This is a genomic window from Gemmatimonadota bacterium (assembly GCA_009841265.1).
GTDB lineage: Bacteria > JAAXHH01 > JAAXHH01 > JAAXHH01 > JAAXHH01 > JAAXHH01.
In genome coordinates this window covers 135,579-155,000 of record VXMB01000001.1, presented here as the reverse complement: position 1 = coordinate 155,000, position 19,422 = coordinate 135,579, and the positions used below count along the sequence as shown (strand labels likewise).

General features: G+C 61.1%; 15 protein-coding genes. 9 read left to right on the top strand and 6 right to left on the bottom strand.

What is annotated here, in order from left to right; translation table 11 throughout:
* Positions 1 to 147 precede the first annotated feature (147 nt).
* The 6 genes from F4X08_00585 (at position 148) to F4X08_00560 (ending at position 7,542) form a co-directional block, all read left to right on the top strand.
* On the top strand, positions 148 to 555 hold the full coding sequence (locus F4X08_00585) for a type II toxin-antitoxin system VapC family toxin (protein MYD24296.1): 408 nt from the start codon (positions 148 to 150) through the stop codon (positions 553 to 555).
* Positions 556 to 562: 7 nt separating this feature from the next.
* On the top strand, positions 563 to 802 hold the full coding sequence (locus tag F4X08_00580) for a type II toxin-antitoxin system Phd/YefM family antitoxin (GenBank protein MYD24295.1): 240 nt from the start codon (positions 563 to 565) through the stop codon (positions 800 to 802).
* Positions 803 to 934: 132 nt separating this feature from the next.
* On the top strand, positions 935 to 1,381 hold the full coding sequence (locus F4X08_00575; protein MYD24294.1) for a hypothetical protein: 447 nt from the start codon (positions 935 to 937) through the stop codon (positions 1,379 to 1,381).
* Positions 1,382 to 1,669: 288 nt separating this feature from the next.
* The gene (locus F4X08_00570; protein MYD24293.1) at positions 1,670 to 2,950 is read left to right on the top strand and encodes a TolC family protein; all 1,281 of its coding nucleotides are present in this window, start codon (positions 1,670 to 1,672) and stop codon (positions 2,948 to 2,950) included.
* Between the two features lie 16 nt (positions 2,951 to 2,966).
* Positions 2,967 to 4,361, top strand: a complete 1,395-nt coding sequence (locus F4X08_00565; GenBank protein MYD24292.1) for an efflux RND transporter periplasmic adaptor subunit — start codon at positions 2,967 to 2,969, stop codon at positions 4,359 to 4,361.
* 76 nt (positions 4,362 to 4,437) lie between these two features.
* Positions 4,438 to 7,542 (top strand): efflux RND transporter permease subunit, encoded by a 3,105-nt coding sequence (locus F4X08_00560; GenBank protein MYD24291.1) that lies wholly within the window; start codon positions 4,438 to 4,440, stop codon positions 7,540 to 7,542.
* A gap of 70 nt (positions 7,543 to 7,612) precedes the next feature.
* Here F4X08_00560 and F4X08_00555 read toward each other — a convergent pair whose 3' ends face one another.
* Positions 7,613 to 8,032: an NUDIX domain-containing protein gene (locus tag F4X08_00555; protein MYD24290.1), complete on the bottom strand. Its 420-nt coding sequence runs from the start codon at positions 8,030 to 8,032 to the stop codon at positions 7,613 to 7,615.
* Positions 8,033 to 8,034: 2 nt separating this feature from the next.
* The gene (gene mutS / locus F4X08_00550) at positions 8,035 to 10,779 is read right to left on the bottom strand and encodes a DNA mismatch repair protein MutS (protein MYD24289.1); all 2,745 of its coding nucleotides are present in this window, start codon (positions 10,777 to 10,779) and stop codon (positions 8,035 to 8,037) included.
* 218 nt (positions 10,780 to 10,997) lie between these two features.
* Here mutS and F4X08_00545 point away from each other — a divergent pair, with 218 nt between their 5' ends.
* Complete coding sequence (locus F4X08_00545) at positions 10,998 to 11,588, top strand: NAD(P)H-dependent oxidoreductase (protein ID MYD24288.1); 591 nt, start codon at positions 10,998 to 11,000, stop codon at positions 11,586 to 11,588.
* Between the two features lie 113 nt (positions 11,589 to 11,701).
* Here the strand turns inward: F4X08_00545 and F4X08_00540 are convergent, their stop codons facing one another.
* Positions 11,702 to 12,268 carry a TlpA family protein disulfide reductase gene (locus F4X08_00540; protein MYD24287.1) on the bottom strand — a complete coding sequence of 189 codons (567 nt, stop codon included), beginning with the start codon at positions 12,266 to 12,268 and terminating at the stop codon, positions 11,702 to 11,704.
* Positions 12,269 to 12,378: 110 nt separating this feature from the next.
* Between F4X08_00540 and F4X08_00535 the strand changes: the two genes are divergently transcribed.
* Positions 12,379 to 13,179 carry a DUF547 domain-containing protein gene (locus F4X08_00535; GenBank protein MYD24286.1) on the top strand — a complete coding sequence of 267 codons (801 nt, stop codon included), beginning with the start codon at positions 12,379 to 12,381 and terminating at the stop codon, positions 13,177 to 13,179.
* A 40-nt stretch (positions 13,180 to 13,219) separates the two neighbouring features.
* Complete coding sequence (locus F4X08_00530; protein ID MYD24285.1) at positions 13,220 to 14,026, top strand: TVP38/TMEM64 family protein; 807 nt, start codon at positions 13,220 to 13,222, stop codon at positions 14,024 to 14,026.
* A 20-nt stretch (positions 14,027 to 14,046) separates the two neighbouring features.
* Here F4X08_00530 and F4X08_00525 read toward each other — a convergent pair whose 3' ends face one another.
* From F4X08_00525 to F4X08_00515, 3 genes are all read right to left on the bottom strand, one after another.
* Positions 14,047 to 15,468, bottom strand: coding sequence for a hypothetical protein (locus tag F4X08_00525; protein MYD24284.1), 1,422 nt, complete (start codon positions 15,466 to 15,468; stop codon positions 14,047 to 14,049).
* 73 nt (positions 15,469 to 15,541) lie between these two features.
* Positions 15,542 to 16,276 carry a M48 family metallopeptidase gene (locus F4X08_00520; GenBank protein MYD24283.1) on the bottom strand — a complete coding sequence of 245 codons (735 nt, stop codon included), beginning with the start codon at positions 16,274 to 16,276 and terminating at the stop codon, positions 15,542 to 15,544.
* The gene (locus F4X08_00515; protein ID MYD24282.1) at positions 16,266 to 19,415 is read right to left on the bottom strand and encodes a type I restriction endonuclease subunit R; all 3,150 of its coding nucleotides are present in this window, start codon (positions 19,413 to 19,415) and stop codon (positions 16,266 to 16,268) included. Before F4X08_00515 ends, F4X08_00520 begins: the two co-directional genes overlap by 11 nt.
* Positions 19,416 to 19,422: the final 7 nt, after the last annotated feature.

The following is a 19,422-nucleotide window of genomic DNA, read 5'->3' as shown; positions in this document are numbered from 1 at the left end:
CCTTTAAGCGGCGTCCCGCGTCTTTGAGGCCGGACAACGCGTAACGACCCCTGGCGGTAAACCCCATAGGCAGGGAAAACGGGTCATTCGCGGTTTTTGTTGACACGCTTATGTACAATTGTACAATGCATAAAAGGGGGTTTCCGCATGAATATGGTCATCGATACATCGGCGATTATCGCATCCGTCATGCGGGGTCCTGAACGGGACGCCCTTTCCGAAGCGGCTTCGGGCCATGTCCTCATCGCGCCGGGATTCGTCCGGTGGGAAGTCTGCCAGGCCCTGTCCGTCATGATTCGGCAGAAAGGTATAGACGTCGTGGAAGCTCGAAGAGGGATGGAGATCCTGGATAACATACCCCTGCGTTACGTGGACGTGGACATGGCGCAGGTGCTGTCGATCGCGTCTCGAATAAAGGGGGTGGCGGCCGACGCGTTTCTGCTGGAGACCGCCATCAGGTACAATGCGCCGCTGCTGACCCTGGACCGATCGTTGGGCCGCGCCGCGGAGTCGCTCGGCATTTACGTGGTGCGTTTGGAAGATGAGGGGGGTTGACTGCGCCATGGATGTATATACCTATTCCGAAGCGAGGCAGCATCTGTCGAGTTTGCTCGACGAAGCGGAATCGACTGGCAAGGTCATCATTCGCAGGAAGGATGGTCGGAGATACGCCGTCATCCCCGAGCTGTCTCCCGTATCACCGTTGGATATACCGACGGTCGAGACGAGCATCACGGTGAAGGAAGTGGTCAAGCTCGTCAGGCGCCAGCGCGTCAGGGGAAAAAAGAGGGGCTCCGATTAAGAAAACCACGCCGAGGTGGAGGCCGGCCCGGTTCCGCACTCCGCCCGATGGTCTGGTTTTCGTTTGCGATTTCACCCGGATGTGCGTAGATTCTATGTATTGATCGCCGTTGATTCCCCGGAGCATCCGTTCATGAACAGGCTGACCAGGCGATTCACCGTCCTCATGCTTGCCCTCGCGATGTCGTCGCCGTCCCTGGCGGTCACTGCCGCGGTCGGCACGTGCATCACGGCAATGGCCCCGACTCCCGGCGCGTCTCCGACCGGCGGCGCCCACGCCTGTTGTGCGACGGCGCCGGCACCGGACTCCTGCGCGACGGCCCATACGCCGGAAACATGCGCCGCGGGGATGCCGGCCATGTCCTGCTGCAGCGTCGAGCCGGCCCCATACCGGCAAGCCGGGACGGACGCGCTGCCCGCATCCGTTCCCTTTCAACCTGATCAGTTGGACCTGACCACGCCGCTTCGGGGATTCCAGGTGGTTGAACCGGTGGTTCTTGCCACGCAATGGTCTTCCGATATGGAAACCAGCCGGTCTCCACCCCCATTGCGCGCACTCTTCTGCACCTACCTCATTTAATACCCCTTACTCCATAGCGTAACAACAGGCCGTGAGCGTAACCCACGACGCGTAATCCGCGACGGGTTACCGGTATCGTGTACCTGGACATTCAGATACGTTTCTGTCCGGCTACCGGTACGTCCCCGTCTCATTTCGGCGCGTCCGGTCCGGAGTGCGGCGCGGTAGCCCTTCAGGGACCGTCCTATCCGCAACCGGGGACCGTCCTATCCGCAACCGGGGACCGCCCTATCCGCTCGCCCGGCCGTAATCACTGGCAACCATACATTTCAACCGAGGAAGAAGCCCATGTCCGTATTCCCACGATATGCGGGCGTTCTGATCGTGATTCTCGCAGTGTCTTTCGCCCTGGCGTCCACCGTTCAGCCGGCCCGGGCGCAGACGCCGCGGCTCGAGGCGCTGGTCGCCGAGGCCCTGGACCGAAGCCCAGTCCTGCAGGCGGCCCGTCAGCGCAGGGTCGCGGCGGAGCACCGCCGGCCGCAGGTAGCATCCTACCCGGACCCGGCATTATCGTACACGCGGTGGCTGTCTTCGCCGGAAACGCGCGTCGGGCCACAGCGGAACGTACTGGCCTTCGGTCAGACGATCCCCTATCCGGGCAAGCTGAGCCTGCGCGGCGACATGACCGGGGAAGAAACGGCGGTCGAAAAGGCCGGCATCCAGTCCATCGCCCGCGATATCGCCTACGAAGTGAAGTCCGTCTACTACGATCTGTACCGGGTCGACCGGTCCCTGCGCATCCTCGAGGACTACCTGGTATTGCTGGAGACCTTCACTGCCGCCGCGGAGGAAAAATACGCCACCGGGAGCGGTTCGCAGGCCGACGTGCTCAAGTCTCACGTGGAAACGTCGGAGATCCTGCAGAAGCGCATTACGCTGGAAGGCGAGCGCAGCGCCCTCGTTGCCCGGCTCAACGGCGTGCTGAGCCGCCCGTCTGATACGCCGGTCGATCCGGTGGCGTCCATTGACACCACGAGATACGCGCAGCCCGAATCCATGGTGGTCGAACGGGCGCTGGCCGTCCGTCAGGAGCTGGATGCGGTCGACGCCCGGATCCGGCGAAACGAACTGGGCGTTCGCCTCGCCCGCCTCGCCAACCGCCCGGATTTCATGGTGCAGGGTTCCTATATCACCGTGCCGAAAATCGGGGACCATCCGGCTTCGGACGCGGGGAAAGACGCATTCGGCGTCATGCTGAGCGTGAATCTGCCCGTGTTTCGGAGTCGCACCCGGGCCGAAGTGCAGGAGGCCATGGCGCGGGTGGAAGAAAGCCGACATGCCAGGCAGCGCATCCTGGATGCCGTCGCGGCGGAGGTCGCGGGGGCCTACGGACGGCTCAGCCATTCCGGGCGGGCCCTCGACGTCTACGAGCAGGGCCTGATCGTCCAGGCGGAAAGCAGCGTGCTGGCGACGCTGGCCGCCTACCAGACGGGGCAGATGGACTTTCTCGACCTGCTCGACGCGGAGCGCATGGTGCTGCGTACCCGGCTGGGGTACGTGGCGGAGACGGCAAACTATCGAAAGTACCTCAGCCACCTGGAACGGGCCGCCGGAGGATTGCTCCCGTAGCCACAGGAGGACCATCATGGGATACGTCAAACAAATACGCCGCAGGGTGTCTCGGTTACTGATCTTCCTGTGGCTGGCCGCCGCAGTGGCCGTCGCGCCGGCCGCGATGCTCGCCGGTTGCGGCGACCCCGAGTCGTCGGGCACGTCCGAGGGCGGCGAAACGGCGCAGGTCCAGCTCTGGACGTGCGGCATGCACCCGAACGTGATCGCAGAGGAGCCCGGTCAGTGTCCGATCTGCGGGATGAACCTGACGCCGTTGAAGCGTACGGCCGAAGCGGAGGCGTCGGCTGCCGACGCGGGGCGCGAGTCCGAAATGGAACACGAGCATGAGGATGGTGAAATGTCCGCGGGGTCCACGGACGAATCTGCCAGTACATCCAGCGGCGGCGCTATCGTGATTGACCCAGTCACCATACAAAACATCGGCGTCCAGACCGCGACCGTCCAGGAACGGCGGCTGACCCGGTCCATACGAACGGTCGGCCACCTGGACTACAACGAGGAGATGTTCTCCCGGATCAACGTCAAGTACGCGGGGTGGATCGAGAAGCTGTACGTAAACGAGACCGGCCAGCAGGTCGCCGAGGGCGATCCGATGCTGGACATCTACTCGCCGGAACTCGTAGCGGCGCAGGAAGAATACCTGCTGGCATTCCAGAACGTGAAAAACCTGGAAAACAGCACGTTTGAAAACATAACGCGCGGCGCGGAGTCGCTGCTGGACGCCTCGAAGCGCCGTCTGCTCTACTGGGACGTGACCGAGGTGCAGATCCGGGAACTTGAGGTACGGGGCACGATCGCCAGGACGATGACCATCCATGCGCCTTCGAAAGGCATCATCGTAGAGCGGATGGCCGAACTGGGCATGCGAGTCACGCCCGGCATGGACATGTACCGCATGGCCGACCTGTCCACCATCTGGGCCTTCGCCCACGTGTACGACGCGGATGCTCCGTGGCTGAGTCCGGGGCTGGCGGCCGAAATGGAACTGCCCTACAATCCGGGGAAGGTCTATCGCGGCACGATCGATTACATCTATCCCTACCTGGACCGCGCGTCGCGGGACATCAAGATCCGGCTGGTCTTCCCCAACCGGGATCTCGCACTGAAACCCCAGATGTACGCCAATATCCGCCTGTCTACCCGCAGCGTGCGGCCCGTGCTCGTGATCCCGGGCAGCGCGGTCATTCACAGCGGGGAGCGCAACGTGGTCTTCATAGCCCTCGAAGGCGGCAGGTTCGAACCGCGCGAGGTGACCCTCGGCATGGAAGGGGAGGGCGGCTACGTGCAGGCCACGAACGGCGTCCGCGTGGGCGAGCAGGTCGTGACGTCGGCCCAGTTCCTGATCGATTCGGAAAGCCGGCTCCAGGAGGCGATCCAGAAGATGCTCGACCACCGGATGATGCATTGACCGGGGCGGCCGGGTCGACCGGCCTGCCCATACCGTCTGGAACTTTCTGCCCGACCGGAATTTAAAGGAATCCATCATGTTGCAACGCATTATCGAATACTCCGTCAGGAACCGGTTCCTGGTGATCCTGGTCACGTTGCTGCTGATCGCGGGCGGGACCGTGGCCCTGGTGGAGATCCCGCTCGACGCCATCCCGGACCTCTCGGACGTGCAGGTGATCGTCCTGACCGAGTATCCCGGCCAGGCGCCCGAGGTGGTGGAGGACCAGGTGACCTATCCCCTGACCACGGCCATGCTCGCGGTGCCCTACGCGGAGACGGTCCGCGGCTACAGTTTCTTCGGGCTCAGCTTCGTCTACATCATCTTCGAGGACGGCACGGACCTCTACTGGGCCCGCAGCCGCGTGCTGGAGTACCTGAGCTACGTGACCGACCGCCTGCCGCCGGGCGTGAACCCCGCGCTCGGGCCCGACGCCACGGGCGTGGGCTGGGTCTACCAGTACGTGCTCCGGAGCGACCGGCACAACCTGGCGGAACTGCGAAGCATCCAGGACTGGTTCCTCCGGTACGAACTCACCTCGGTCAACGGGGTGTCCGAGGTCGCCAGCATCGGCGGGTTCGTCAAGCAGTACCAGGTGGAGGTCGACCCCAACAAGCTGCTGATCTACGACATACCGCTCAACCGGATCAAGACAGCGATCCAGCGGAGCAACAACGACGTGGGCGGCCGGGTCGTGGAGATGGCGGAGTCCGAGTACATGGTCCGTGGGCTGGGTTATATCCAGTCCGTAGAGGACCTGGAGAACGTGGCCCTGGGCGTCGACGGATTCGGGACGCCGGTCTTCCTTCACCAGGTCGCCCGGGTCACGACGGGACCTGAGCTGCGGCGTGGACTGGCGGAATGGGACGGCGAGGGCGAGATCGTCGGCGGCATCATCGTCATGCGGTTCGGCGAAAACGCCATGGAGGTCATCCGGAACGTCGAGGAGAAGCTGGAGTCGCTCAAGTCGGGCCTGCCGGAGGGCGTGGAGATCATCACGGCCTATGACCGGTCGAGCCTGATCGAACGGGCTATCGACAATCTGAGCGACAAGCTGCTGGTTGAAAGCCTCATCGTCGCCCTGGTCTGCATCATCTTCCTGATCCACTTCCGCTCGGCCCTGGTGGTCATCCTTACCCTGCCGATCAGCGTGCTCGCCGCTTTCCTCGTCATGTCCTGGCAGGGGATCAACGCCAACATCATGTCCCTCGGCGGGATCGCCATCGCCATCGGCACGCTGGTAGACGCCGCCATCGTCATGATCGAGAACACGCACAAGCACATGGAGCGGGACCGCGGGAAGAAGGACCACTGGCAGATCGTGCTCGACGCCGCGAAGGAAGTGGGGCCGTCCCTATTCTACTCTCTGCTGATCATCACGCTCTCCTTCGCGCCGATCTTCGCTCTGCAGGCCCAGGAGGGCCGGCTCTTCAAGCCGCTGGCCTTTACCAAGACCTACACGATGGCCGCGGCCGCCCTGCTGGCCATCACCTTCGTGCCGGTCGTAACGGGATACCTGGTGCGCGGCCGCCTGCTGCCGGAGCGCAGGAACCCCTTGAACCGGCTGCTCGTCTTCCTTTACCGGCCCGTGATCCGGGCGGCAATCCGTGTAAGGTGGCTGACGGTCGGGGTCGCGGTCGTCGCCCTTTCGGCCACGTGGTATCCCCTGCAGCGGATCGGCTCCGAGTTCATGCCGCCCCTCTACGAAGGCGACCTGCTCTACATGCCCACCACGGACCCGGGCATTTCGATCACCAAGGCCCGCCAACTCCTGCAGCAAACCGACCGGATCATCAGTTCCTTTCCGGAAGTGGACCGGGTCTTCGGAAAAGTGGGAAGGGCGGACACGGCTACCGATCCCGCGCCGCTGTCCATGATCGAGACCACCATCATGCTCAGGCCCGAGGAGGAATGGCGGCCGGGCATGACCCGCGAGGGGCTCGTGGAGGTGCTCAACGACGCCATCCAGTTCCCGGGGCTGACCAACGCGTGGACCATGCCCATCCGCACCCGGATCGACATGCTGTCCACCGGGATCCGGACCCCGGTCGGCATCAAGATCATGGGAGACGACCTGGCCGTGTTGTCGGACCTGGCCCAGCAGGTCGCCGTCGAACTGCAGGAACTGCCCGGCACACTCAGCGCCTTCCCCGAGAAGACCCTGGGCGGCAACTACCTCGACTTCGAGATCGACCGCGTCGAGGCGGCCCGCTACGGGATGACCGTGGGCGACGTGCAGGACATCATCATGTCGGCGGTGGGCGGGGTGGACGTGACTTACACGGTGGAGGGTCTGGCGCGCTACCCGGTGAACGTCCGTTACGCCCGGGAACTGCGCGACGAGGTCTCGGACTTGAGGCGCGTCCTGATCCCCACGCCCTCGGGGGCGCAGATCCCCATCAGCCAGGTGGCCGACATCCGGATCCGCAAGGGACCGTCCGGCATCAAGTCGGAGAACGCCCGGCCCACGGCCTGGGTGTACGTGGATCTCACGAATACGGACATCGGCGCCTACGTCGAATCCGCCCGCCGGCTCATCGCGGAGCGGGTCTCGCTGCCCGTGGGGTACAGCATGGTCTGGAGCGGGCAGTACGAGTACCTGGAACGAGCGCAGCGGCGCCTGCAGATCGTCGTTCCGGTCACCCTGGCCATCATTCTACTGCTCCTCTACATGAACTTCCGGAACGTCGTGGACAGCCTGATCGTCATGCTGTCGCTGCCCTTCGCGCTGGTCGGGGGCGTGTGGCTGATGTACCTGCTGGACTACGACTTCAGCATCGCGGTGGGGGTCGGCTTCATCGCCCTGGCCGGCGTGGCGGCGGAGACGGGGGTCGTCATGCTGCTCTATCTCAAGCAGGCCTACCGGGACCGTGTCAGCCGCGACGCGCTCAACACCCGGCAGGATCTCTACGAGGTGGTCATGCACGGGGCGGTTGAACGCGTGCGGCCCAAGATGATGACGGTGGCCGCCACCATCGCCGGCCTGATGCCCATCATGTGGGGCACGGGCACGGGTTCGGAGGTCATGCAGCGCATCGCCGCGCCCATGGTCGGCGGCATGGTAACGTCCACGGTGCTGACCCTCGTGGTCATCCCGGTCATCTACTACATGGTCAGGTCATGGGGTTTGCGGAAGGCGTAGGGAGGAAGGCTCATAAGGTGCCGGCGGAGGACCGGGCATCAGGGCGCGCATAGGACCGCGCGGCAATCACTCAGCCCCGCCCGCGGATGTAGTCCTGGAACTCGAGGTGGCGCAGGTAGACCTCTATGCACCGTCGGCCGGTGACGCACAGATCCAGTTCGGCCAGCGCCCGTGCGGGGTCCATGTACCGGATGGCCTGTCCTTCGCCCAGGACCAGGTCGTCGATGGAGACGTCGATCGGGACGAGAAAGAGGTGCCGCACGTCCGCGCCGTCGAAGAAGGTCGCCAGGGGATGGTAGTCGTCCAGCCGGTAGCCGATCTCCTCCTCCACCTCCCGCACCAGGCCTTCTTCGGGACTTTCGCCCTCCTCCACGTGACCTCCGATGAGGCTCCACCGGTTCGGGAAGATGATCCGGGGATCGTCGTCGCGCAGGTTGACGAGGATATCGCCGTCGGGATTGACGAGCATGGCGGAAGAGATGATGGACAAGGCTACTCCCCGTCGGGATCGGGACCAGCCGCTTTCTGCTGAAGCCGGTACAGGGCGTTCATGGCTTCGACCGGCGTCATGAGGTCCAGGTCGAGTTCCTTGATATCCTCGACGACCGGATGGTCCGTCGGCATGAACAGGCTGAGCTGGTATTCGGCGCCTTCGACCTTCGGCCGACCGTGGCGCGGTGGGCCCGCCACGCCCACACCGCCCGCAACAACCGCGCCGTCCGATCCGTCCGCACCGTCCGGTCCAGCCAGTCCTTCCACACCGCTCGGCCCGCCCGATCCGTCCACACCGTCCGCAGACAGATCCTCGCCCTCCAGGTCGGCCAGGATGACCCGGGCCCGTTCGACCACGCTGCGCGGCAGACCGGCCATGCGCGCCACCTGGATCCCGTAGCTCCGGTCGCTTCCTCCGGGCATCACTTTCCGCAGGAAAACGATCTGGTCTTCCTGTTCCCGGATGGCCACGTTGTAGTTGGCGATGCGGTCGAGGCTCGACGCCAGTTCGATCAGCTCGTGATAGTGTGTGGCGAAGAGGGTCTTGGCCGCCCGTTCCGGCGTGTTGTGGAGAAATTCCGTGACCGCCCAGGCGATGCTCAGGCCGTCGAAGGTGCTCGTGCCCCGGCCGATCTCGTCGAGGAGGACGAGGCTTTTCGGCGTCGCGTTGTTGAGGATGTTCGCGGTCTCGTTCATCTCGACGAGGAAGGTGCTCTCGCCCCGGGCCAGGTTGTCGGAGGCGCCCACGCGGGTGAAGATGCGGTCCACGATGCCGATCTTCGCGGAGCGCGCCGGGACGAAGGAACCGATCTGGGCCATGAGGACGATGAGGCCCACCTGGCGGAGATAGGTGCTCTTGCCCGCCATGTTCGGCCCCGTGATCAGGGCGATCTGTTTCGTCCGGTTGTCGAGCTGCGTGTCGTTGGGCACGAAGGCCTCGCCCTGCAGCAGTTGTTCCACCACCGGGTGGCGGCCGTCGTCGATTTCCAGGACCGGACCGTCCACGATTTCCGGGGCCACGTAGTCGTTCCGGACGGCCAGTTCCGCCAGTGCGGTCAGGAAGTCCAGCTGCGCGATCGCCCGGGCGTTGCCCTGGATCTCGCCCAGGCTCGCGGCCACTTCCTCCCGCAGTTCGAGGAAAAGCGTGTATTCCAGTTCGCCGATCTTCTCCTCGGCGCCCAGGATCTTCTCTTCGTACTCTTTCAGTTCCGGCGTGATGAACCGCTCCGCGTTGCGCATGGTCTGCTTGCGGATGTACTCGCCTTCCAGCCGGTGCAGGTTCGGTTTCGTGACCTCGATATAGTAGCCGAAGACGCGGTTGTAATCCACCTTGAGGGACTGGATCCCGGTGCGCTCGCGTTCCTTCTGCTGCAGTTCGGCGATCCAGCGCTTTCCACCCGAACTGATCACGCGCAGGTCGTCGAGCTCCTCGTTGTATCCCGCGCGGATGAGCCCGCCCTCCGTCAGCGAGAGGGGCGGATCGTCCACCAGGGCCCGCTCGAGTTTCTCCGCCAGGGGCCTGAGCTCCTGCAGCCCGTCCCGGAGACCCGCGGACAACCCGGCCTTCAGGTCAGCGAGCTTCTCCTTGATGACCGGGATCACGTGCAGGGCGGCCTTCAGCGCGATCAGGTCGCGGGCATTGGCGCGCTCCGACCCGACGCGGGCGGCCAGCCGTTCCATGTCCCCCATCGACTTGAGCAGGCCGGCGAATTCGTCCCGTGCCCCGTGTTCCCCGTGGAGTTCGCCCACCGCTTCCTGGCGGGCCAGGACGGCCTCTACGGATACCAGCGGCCGGGTGATGGCCTGGCGCATGTAACGGGCGCCCATGGGCGTGTACGTACGGTCCATCACGGAAAGGAGCGTCCCCTCGCGGCCGCCGTCCCGCAGCGAGGTGATCAGCTCCAGGTTGCGCTGCGTCGCCGAATCCATCAGCATCGCGTCGGCGACATCATGGCGCGCCATCGTCTTCAGGTGGGCCAGGCGGTTCTTCTGGGTCTCCCGCAGGTAGACCAGCATGCCGCCCGCCGCGCAGACACCGGCGGTCATTTCATCACATCCGAAACCCTTGAGCGTCAGTACCTCGAAATGATCGAGCAGGGACTGATGCGCCTGGTCGTAGACGAAAGCCCACTCCTCGAGCCGGCTGATGGCGATGTCGGGGAAACGAGGTTTGAGGAGCGCCTCGGCCTGCTCTGCCCGGTCGTAGGACACGATCGCCTCGGCGGGGTCGAGGCGGCTCAACTCGCTGAGCAGGTCGTCCTCGCTTAGTTCCGCGGTCCGGAACTCGCCCGTGGACAGGTCCAGAAAGGCCAGGCCGTAGGCGTCCCCGTCGAAGGCGAGGGCGACCATGTAGTTGTTCTCGACGGGATCGAGGGTCTGCGCCAGCATGGTCGTCCCCGGCGTGACGACCTCCACTACGTCCCGCTTGACCACGCCGCGGGCCTTCTTCGGGTCTTCGACCTGTTCGCAGACGGCCACCTTGTAACCCGATCCCACGAGTTCGGCGATGTACTTTTCTACCGCGTGGTAGGGCACGCCGGCCAACGGCGTCTTCTCCGCGCCGCCGGTACCGGAATTGCGGGCGGTCAGCGTGATGCCCAGGACGCGGGAGACCAGCTTGGCGTCGTCGTCGAAGGTCTCGTAGAAATCCCCCATGCGGAAGAAGAGAATCGCATCCTTGTGCTGATCCTTCATCCTGGCGTATTGCGCCATGGCGGGGGTCAGCGTTCCTTTGGATCGGGGCATGGGCGGGATGGGGTTTTGGGCGTGCGTTTGGGCGAGCGGAAGTAGCGTTTGAGATGTTTGAACGATAGCCATGCCAGGCCCTTGCGTCAAGGTGTTTCTCCTTCGCGAAACCGGCTGAATAAAGCCTTGCGGGATGGGGTGTAACGGCCGATGGGAGCACTGCCGCCGGGCGTTCAATCCGCCCTTGACTTTCGGGGCCTGAAACGCGACTATTCAGTATGAGCTATGTGCCCAGGATACTCGCGTTCGCCGGCAGTGCACGGACCGGGTCTTTCAATCGGAAACTGGTCGAAATCGCGGCGCGCGGCGCGGAGGAAGCCGGGGCCGAGGTCAACCTGGTCGACCTGCGCGACTATTCCATGCCGCTGTACGACGGCGACCTGGAAGAAAAGGAAGGGCTACCGGAGAACGCGGTCCGCTTCAAGGCGCTGATGATGGCCAGCCAGGGCCTGCTGATCGCCGCCCCGGAATACAACAGTTCCATTACGCCCCTCCTGAAGAACACGATCGACTGGGCATCGAGGCCCGTGCCGGGAGAGGAGAGGCTGGCGGTCTTCCGGAACAAGACGGCCGCACTGATGAGCGCGTCGCCGGGGTCGCTGGGCGGCCTTCGCGGACTCGTGCACGTGCGATCGATCCTGAGCAACATCCACGTGATGGTCCTGCCGGACCAGGTGGCGCTACCGGGCGCGCACGGCGCGTTCGTGGAAGACGGGCGATTGAAAGACGAGAAGCGCCACGCGGCGGTGGAGGGATTGGGACGTAACCTGGCGGAGACGCTTGGGAGACTGCACGGCACGGGGCCTTAGATTCGGAGCGTGTCGCGCAACTTCGGATCGAGTTCGGGAGAAGGCCGGCGTGACGGAGCCGGAGTTCCGATATCCTACGGAGGTATTGCCGGCGTCCCGCGGTCGAACGCGACCTAGTTCGCCAGCAGGGGCAGTACGGCGGATTCCAGGTTCTCGTAGGACATCAGGCCAACGTGTTTCTTGTGTACCATGCCGTCCTGGTCGACAATGAAGGTGGTCGGGATGGCGTAGACGCCGCCGAAACTCGAGGCAGATTTCCCTGCGGTATCGATGAGCGTCAGGTAAGTCATGTTGTTTTCCTCGACGAAGGGCCGGACGATTTCAGCGCCTTGCTCGTCGAGGGCGATGCCGATGACCTTGACCCCCTGGTCTCCGTATTCTTCATGGAAGGCCTGGAATTCGGGAATCTCGGCGACACAGGGACCGCACCAGGTGGCCCAGAAATTGATGATCCGGACCGGTTCTTCAAGCTTGCCGATGGTCACTTCGTTCTCGTCGAGGTCCGCCAGGGTAATATCCAGGTCGACCGAGTAGGGATTCGAAGATACGGCGCCATCCGCATCATACACGACAGCCACTTCAGGCGATCTCATTTCGCCCACGATGGCGGAGATCAGGCCGGCCAGTATCAGGATCGCGGCGAGGACGTAGATTATGCTGGCGCGGGATTTCGTTTCCATGGTTGTTTACCGCCTGGGAAGGGTGAATCCGGTGCGTGAAACGTTTGCGGATTTCAATGAAATATAGCAGGAAATCCCATGCAGGGCAAGGGAAATAGGGGACACGAGCGATGCGTATAAGACGTATGGATTCAAGGCCTTGGAAAACCATGATGACCGTTGCACTGACGGCAGTCCTGTATACTGGAATGGCCGAAGCGCAGGGAGCTGGTATGGTGGATCACTCCGTGTACGACGGTCTGCTGAAGAAGTACGTCGACGACCGGGGCATGATCGACTACCGGACCTGGAAGGCCCGCGACGTGGGCACGCTGGACGGCTACCTGGAGATGATCAAGGGCGTGGACCCCGCCGGGCTGAAGGACCGGAACGAGATCTTCGCCTACTGGATCAATACTTACAACGCGCTCACGATCCGCGGGATGCTGCACTTCTATCCCACCAGCAGCATCAGGGATCACGTCAGCGTGCTCGGGTACAGCATCTGGAAGGATTACAAGATCGAGATCCAGGGCAGGGAATACTCGCTGGACGACATCGAACACAACATCCTGCGCAAGATGGACGAGCCCCTGGTCCATTTCGCCCTCGTGTGCGCCTCCATAGGATGCCCGCCGCTCATGACCGAAGCGTTTACCGCGGATGACGTGGAACGGCAGATGAAGGCGAATACCCTTGTCTTTTTCGCCGATCCCAGTAAGTTCCGAGCCGATCCGGAGGACAATACCGTCTGGCTTTCGCCGATCATGGACTGGTACAAGGACGACTTCGGCAAGAACCAGCGGGAAGTCCTGGATTACATCGCCCCCTACGTGCCCGATGACGCGGCCCGCGCGCTGCTGAAGCGCAAAGACGTGGACGTGGATTACCTGCACTACGACTGGGGCATCAACGAACAGCCTGCGGATTAAGCGCACGGAATGATAAATCCATGAATAAACAAAACGCGCCGTGTCGCAGTTAGACCCCGGCGAAGGTACAGTCGAGGGAGCCGGCGAAGGCGTAGCCGAGGATGCAGGCGAGGGAACAGTCGAGGCCACCGGCACGAAGCGACAGTTCGTCAAGCCGGTCATCCTGCTCGCGATCGCCTTGTCAGGCTTTCTGGCCTACAGCTTCACGCCCCTGGGCAACTATCTCCAGCCCGTCGTGATGGAGGGGTTCTTCGAGTCGATCGAGGGATTCTGGTGGGCGCCGCTGGTGTTCATCGGCGTTTATGTCCTCCTGACCGTGCTGGGCGTACCGATGGTGATCCTGACCTTCTTCGCGGGTTTCACCTTCGGCGCCCTGGAGGGCGCGCTGTACGTCATGATCGGCGCGAACATCGGCGCCAACCTCGCCTTCGACCTGGCCCGATACCTGGGCCGCGATTTCGTATCCCGCTACATCAAGGGGCCCATTGACCGGATCGACCGTCGACTCCGGAAAAAGGGGTTCCTGCGCATGCTCCAGCTTCGGCTGATCCCGGTCATCCCCTTCAACGTGCTGAACTTCGCCGCCGGCCTCTCCGGTCTACGCAAGCTCCACTTCGCGCTGGCGACTGTGATCGGGATTACACCGGGCACCTTCATCTACGCCTATACCGCGGCGTCGCTGATGCAGGTCTACCTGGCCGGCGCCGCACTCGACGAGGTGACGCGCGCCGCTCTGCGCACCTCGGCCCTGACCAACCTGGCCATCGCCCTCGCCTTGCTCATCACCATCTCCATGGCCCCGGCCATCTACCGGAAGCTTCGCGGAAAACCGATTCAGGCGGGTTAGGCTGAAAGTCGTCGGCCTGATCAGGAATCCCCGAACCGGATAGAGAACAGGTCTGCGTCCTTCAGCACGAAGCGCAGACGAACAGGCGTGCCGTTCAGGCGGGACAGGTCGCCGGGGCCACCTGGGTCGCCCGAACCACCCGGGCCCCCGCCCCCTTTCCACGCGACCGGTGCGTCGAGATCGTCGCCGAACAACGGATCCATATCCCCCGCGCCGAATCCTTCCAGGGGACGACCCTCCGCGTCCTGGATTTCCACGGACACGCTTCCGACGGCCGACGTCGAGTAGTTGATGAATAGCGTCGATCCGGTGAAGGTCAGGGGTTTCGTCAGCAGTTCGCCACCGTGGTATCCCGCCCGTACCGAGGCGAAGCCGTGGGGGCGGACGGTCACCCGCCGCACGGCGTTGGTGTTCCATCCGTAATGCTCGGCGACGTACATGGACCATTCGACCGGCGCGGTTGGAATGATCCCCGCGGCCGGCGTCTGGTTGCGATGGGTCCAGTTGCGCTGGTCCAGGCCGGCCCTCAACCACGCGTCCATGAACGTACGATCCCAGTGTACGCCGTCCCGGCTCGACATGAACACCGCATCGGAGATCCCGCCGCCGGGATAGTCCATGCCCTCCGTATCCTTCGTCCGTTCCGGCACGAACCGCATGGGGAAGGAAAGCAGGATGTGTTCCGCCCCGGGGCAGAGCGTGGTGGCGTTGGTGTAGAAATGCTCGAACGGGACGCCTTCGCCGTACACGTGATGCTCGGGCGAGGTCCAGTGGATGAAATCGTCCGACGTGCAACTCTGTATGGCTCGAACCCCGACGCCGTCGTCCCCGGTCTCTTCGAAGTAACGGCTGAAGATGCGGTAGCAACCCACATAGTCGTCCCACATGGGCACGTTCACCGAATCGAAGGCGCCCTCGATCTTGAGGGGACCGTCCACGATGGATTTCCAGACGAGCCCGTCGGGAGAAGTAAACCCGAACAGCATGTTCCTGCCCTCTCCGCCGATGGCCTTGAAACGCTGTTCGGACGGCGCGGACGGATTGCCGTCCAGAAAGACGCAGAAGTTGTGCGCCTGGGCACCCCGGATGAGAATGTTGTTGTCCGTCGATCCCTCCACCTCCACCATGCCCAGGCCGGGCCGCTCGAAATGGATGCCGTCGTCGCTGACCAGCAGGTTCGTCGTCTGCGTCTGCGCCCAACCCTCAGGCAGATCCTCGTGCTTGCCCGTGGGGTGGTAGCCGCGGTAGTACACCAGGATCTTTCCGTCGGCCTGGACCAGGTTGTAGCATCCCGTGCAGGCGTTCTCCAGGGGTTCGACGACGCGGAACACCGTCTCTTTGCGGACCGGTTCGTGCAGGTGCAGCCGGGCGCCGGACAGGGTGTCGATCAGGTAGGGATCTACAAAAAGTTCACGTTGCGATCCCAGGTCGATGGGTGTCATGGGTGGTCCTTGATTGTGTGATTTGCAATGAGGGTTTGGTTAACCTTCACTCTTCCATTGGGGATAGCCTTGTTTAGTACCGCCAGTCTTCATGTGCGAGTGGCGCGCTGTTCAATTCGTCCCGGTACAAACGCCATTGAGGAAGATGTTCATCCATCAGTGCCTTGAACCGGTCGTTATGCTTGCGCTCAATCAAGTGGACCATTTCGTGTACGAGGATGAACACCAAGCAGGATGCGGGTTTTTTTGCCAGTTCAAGGTTCAACCAGATACGTTTTGCTTCGATGTTGCAAGAGCCCCAGAGGGTTTTCATCCTCTTGATACGGATTTCGTTTACCGTAACTCCAGTTTTTCGTTCCCATTCGGTTTTCAACGAAACCACTTGGTTTCGTAGTTGGCTACGGTACCATAGCTGTACTACAGCTTCCCGTGCGTTCCGATCGCAATTCGGCCGGAAGCGTATTACCATCCTCGTGTTGTTGAGCAGTCGGACACTTGGTGGACCATCGAACTCAATCGCCTGTAGCCGATAGCGACGACCGCGATAGTAATGACTTTCACCCGATACGAACTCTCGCTGAGACTGTCGGACTTGCTTTTCGAACTCGGCTTGTTTCTTCCGAATCCATGCAAGACGCGATACTACCGCCGCCCGGACTGCATCGTCATCGAGATGCAACGGAGCGGCTACGCGGATTCTGCCGTTCGGTGGATACACACCAAGATGCAGGTTTTTGATGTCCTTTCGGACGATCTCTATCGCTATTCCTCGTACTTCGATGAAGTGACCACTCAACTCAGTATTCATCCTGGTGTTTTACGATTTCGAAAATCGCATTTATGAGATTTTCGTTGCCGTCAAGTTCTGACCTGATGGCGTTTCGAATCTGACGTTCCTTTAATATGTGTCCCCGCCAATCGTCTCTTTTTACCTGTCTTATGGCTTTGTCCAATGCAATTGCCTTTGCTTCAGAGACATCTTCGTTCGAATCAACGGGAAAGTCCGACTGTTGTAATTGCACTTCCAACCCCTCTTCTCCCACGAGGTTGTCGTATAGTGACCTTAAAGCAGAGGTGTTAATCGATGAAGGGTAGGACTCAGATGTTTGAGAGTCCGGGTTCTGGACGTTTCGAGCTAATTCAACCATCCTGGCGAGGTATTCCTTGTATTCCAGTGCTTCGTGCTTGCGCTGGCGAATCAGATCGTCTAGCAATCGTGACATTTTCTCATAGTACTTCGGGTTGACCGGAGTCTCATCTATGATTAGTCGGCGGACGTTATTCTCAATGGTCGAACTTACGGCTTCTTTGTCCTCTTGCATCGATTCAGGTAGCGCATCGACTGCGTCTTCACCATCTCTTACAATCAGTTCTACCAGGGTCATATCGTCAAACGTGGAGACTTTCTCGCTTTCCTCTGCCTGGATATAGGTGTCGAGCAGGTGACGCATAGCAGGCTCGAACATCTTCATATCGACATAGTCGCCACTGTTTAGCTTGACCTCTTTCCGCGCCTTCTCGTAGTGGTCCACTTCGGCCCGGATCTCCTTGGTCTCGGCAACGGAGTAGCCGGATTCCTCCATCTCGTTTGCCAGGTTTGCATATGCGCGCAAGAAAGCCGCCACAAGTTTATAGAAAGCAACGCGTTTCGGTTCGTTTTCCTTGAGTTGTTCAGCGTCCCCACCTGTCATGCCACAGAAGTACTTGATATACGCGGAAGTATCGCGAGGTGGTTCGACGTGTTCCGTCAGCGCCTTGATCGCCTCCCTCGTTTCCTCCAACCGCTCACGACCTTGCTGCAGCCGATCTTTCAGCAAGCCCTTTACATCTTCAGCATCGTAGCCATCGAACGCCTCTCCAGTGTAATCTTTGATTGATTGTTCCAGGGATCGGAAGAGATCTTTATAGTCGATTATGTATCCGTAATCCTTGTCATCACCGTCCAGACGGTTGACCCGGCAGATCGCCTGGAACAGTCCGTGATCCTGCATATGTTTGTCGATGTAAAGACAGGTTGCGGAAGGTGCGTCAAAACCCGTCAGTAGCTTGTCCACCACGATCAAGAGCTTCATCTGTCCGGGACTTTCGATGAAGCGTTTCTTGACTTCCTGTTCAAACCGGTCGGCTTTGTGCATTGCCGCGTCTTCGGGCTCGTTGAAGTAGTCCGCGAGCATCTTACGGTAGACGTCGTATTTTTGTATCTTCTCGGTTAGCCCTTCCCCCGTCTCCTCCCCTTTAATGTCCGCGATGACCGGTCGATAGGAGGTGATGATAGCGCATTTTCCCTCAAGGCCGTGATTCTGAAACATCTCATAGATTCGACAGGCTGAGTAGATGCTGTCCGAGACAAGCAACGCGTTGCCCCGATCACTCTTAAGTCGGTCGCGCGTTTCCATGTCCAACAGAATGTCCGCCACGATTTTCTCCAGCCGGTGCTGTGAACTCAGTACCCTCCGCATCGTGCCCCAACGCTCCTTGAGCTGAGCCTTCGCCACGTCGCTCAACCCCTTGGTCTTGGCGTCGAACCACTGATCAACCTTCTCCTGAGAGGTGATGTTCTGATCTATGTCGCGCGCCTCGTAACGCAGATCCAGCACCACACCATCGTTCACCGCTTCGTCGTACTTGTAGGTGTGTATGTAGGGTCCGAAAGTCTCGATACTACGTCTTTTGTCATCCCTTAGCAGCGGTGTGCCAGTAAACCCGATCAAAGTAGAATCAGGTAGTAACTGTTTCATGGCTCTGTGGAGTTTGCCCGACTGGGTTCGATGGCATTCGTCGACAAAGACGAAGAGTTCTCCCTTGGCCTGGAAGTCACTGGGAAGGTTCTTCCTGATATCGTCGAGGTATGAGTCGATGTCGCCTTCCTCCGACGAGCTGAATTTGTGTATCAGAGAGCAAACCAACCACTCGTTAGATAAATCCAGGACGTGAACAAGGTCGGCACCGCTTTTGGTTCGATAGATATCCTCACTGACTCCCTTGAAGACCTTCTCGATCTGTTCGTCCAGTTCGGTGCGGTCGGTGATGATAAGGACGCGGCCTCCATTCACATTCTCACGAATCCACTTCGCCAGCCACACCATGGTCAGGCTTTTACCACTACCCTGGGTGTGCCATATGACGCCGCCTTCGCGCCAGTTTACGCGCTCCTGGGCGGCTCGCACACCGAAGTACTGATTGTGCCGACAGACCTTCTTGTTACCCGTGTCGTAGACGATGAAGTTGTGTACGATCTCCAACAGTCGTTTCTTGTCGCAAAGTTGTCTGAGTTCCTGGAGCAGTGGATTGTCATCGATGGTGTTTGAGGATTCTTGTTCCTTCCAACGCAGCCAGTGTTTTTCTGGCGTCTCTATCGCGCCGTAACGAAGTCCTTCCGTCTCGTTACCCGCCATAACCAGTTGTACAGTCGTGAAGAACGGCCGGATGAACTCCTTCTTCTGGCTGTCGAGGTTCTGCCGGATGCCCTCGCTTACCGATACAATGGAGCGCTTCAGTTCCAGTACGCCCATGGCGATGCCGTTGACGTACAGTACAATATCGGGACGTCGTGTATTTTCACCGACGACTGTCACCTCTTCGGCGATGGCGAAGTCGTTGTTTTCGGGGTTTTCCCAATCTATCAACCATATGGTGACCGTTTGCTCACCCACTGCGGGTTGAATCTTCACACCGTAGCGGAGCAGTTCGTACGTCTCGCGGTTGGCGTCGTATAGCGTTCTGCTTCCACCGAGTGCTGTCGCCTTGCCAAATGAAAACAGTGTCTTGTCGATAATCCCTTTATCGTGGCCTTGGCACTTGAGCCAATCGGTGATCAGTTCGACCTCGACGTTGCTATTGTCGACACGATCCTTCCAGTTACCGAGATAAGCGTAACCAAGCGTATCTTCAAACAACTCGACGACACGTTTTTGTGTAAGGATCTCCTGTTCGCCGACTTTGCTCATAGCGTCA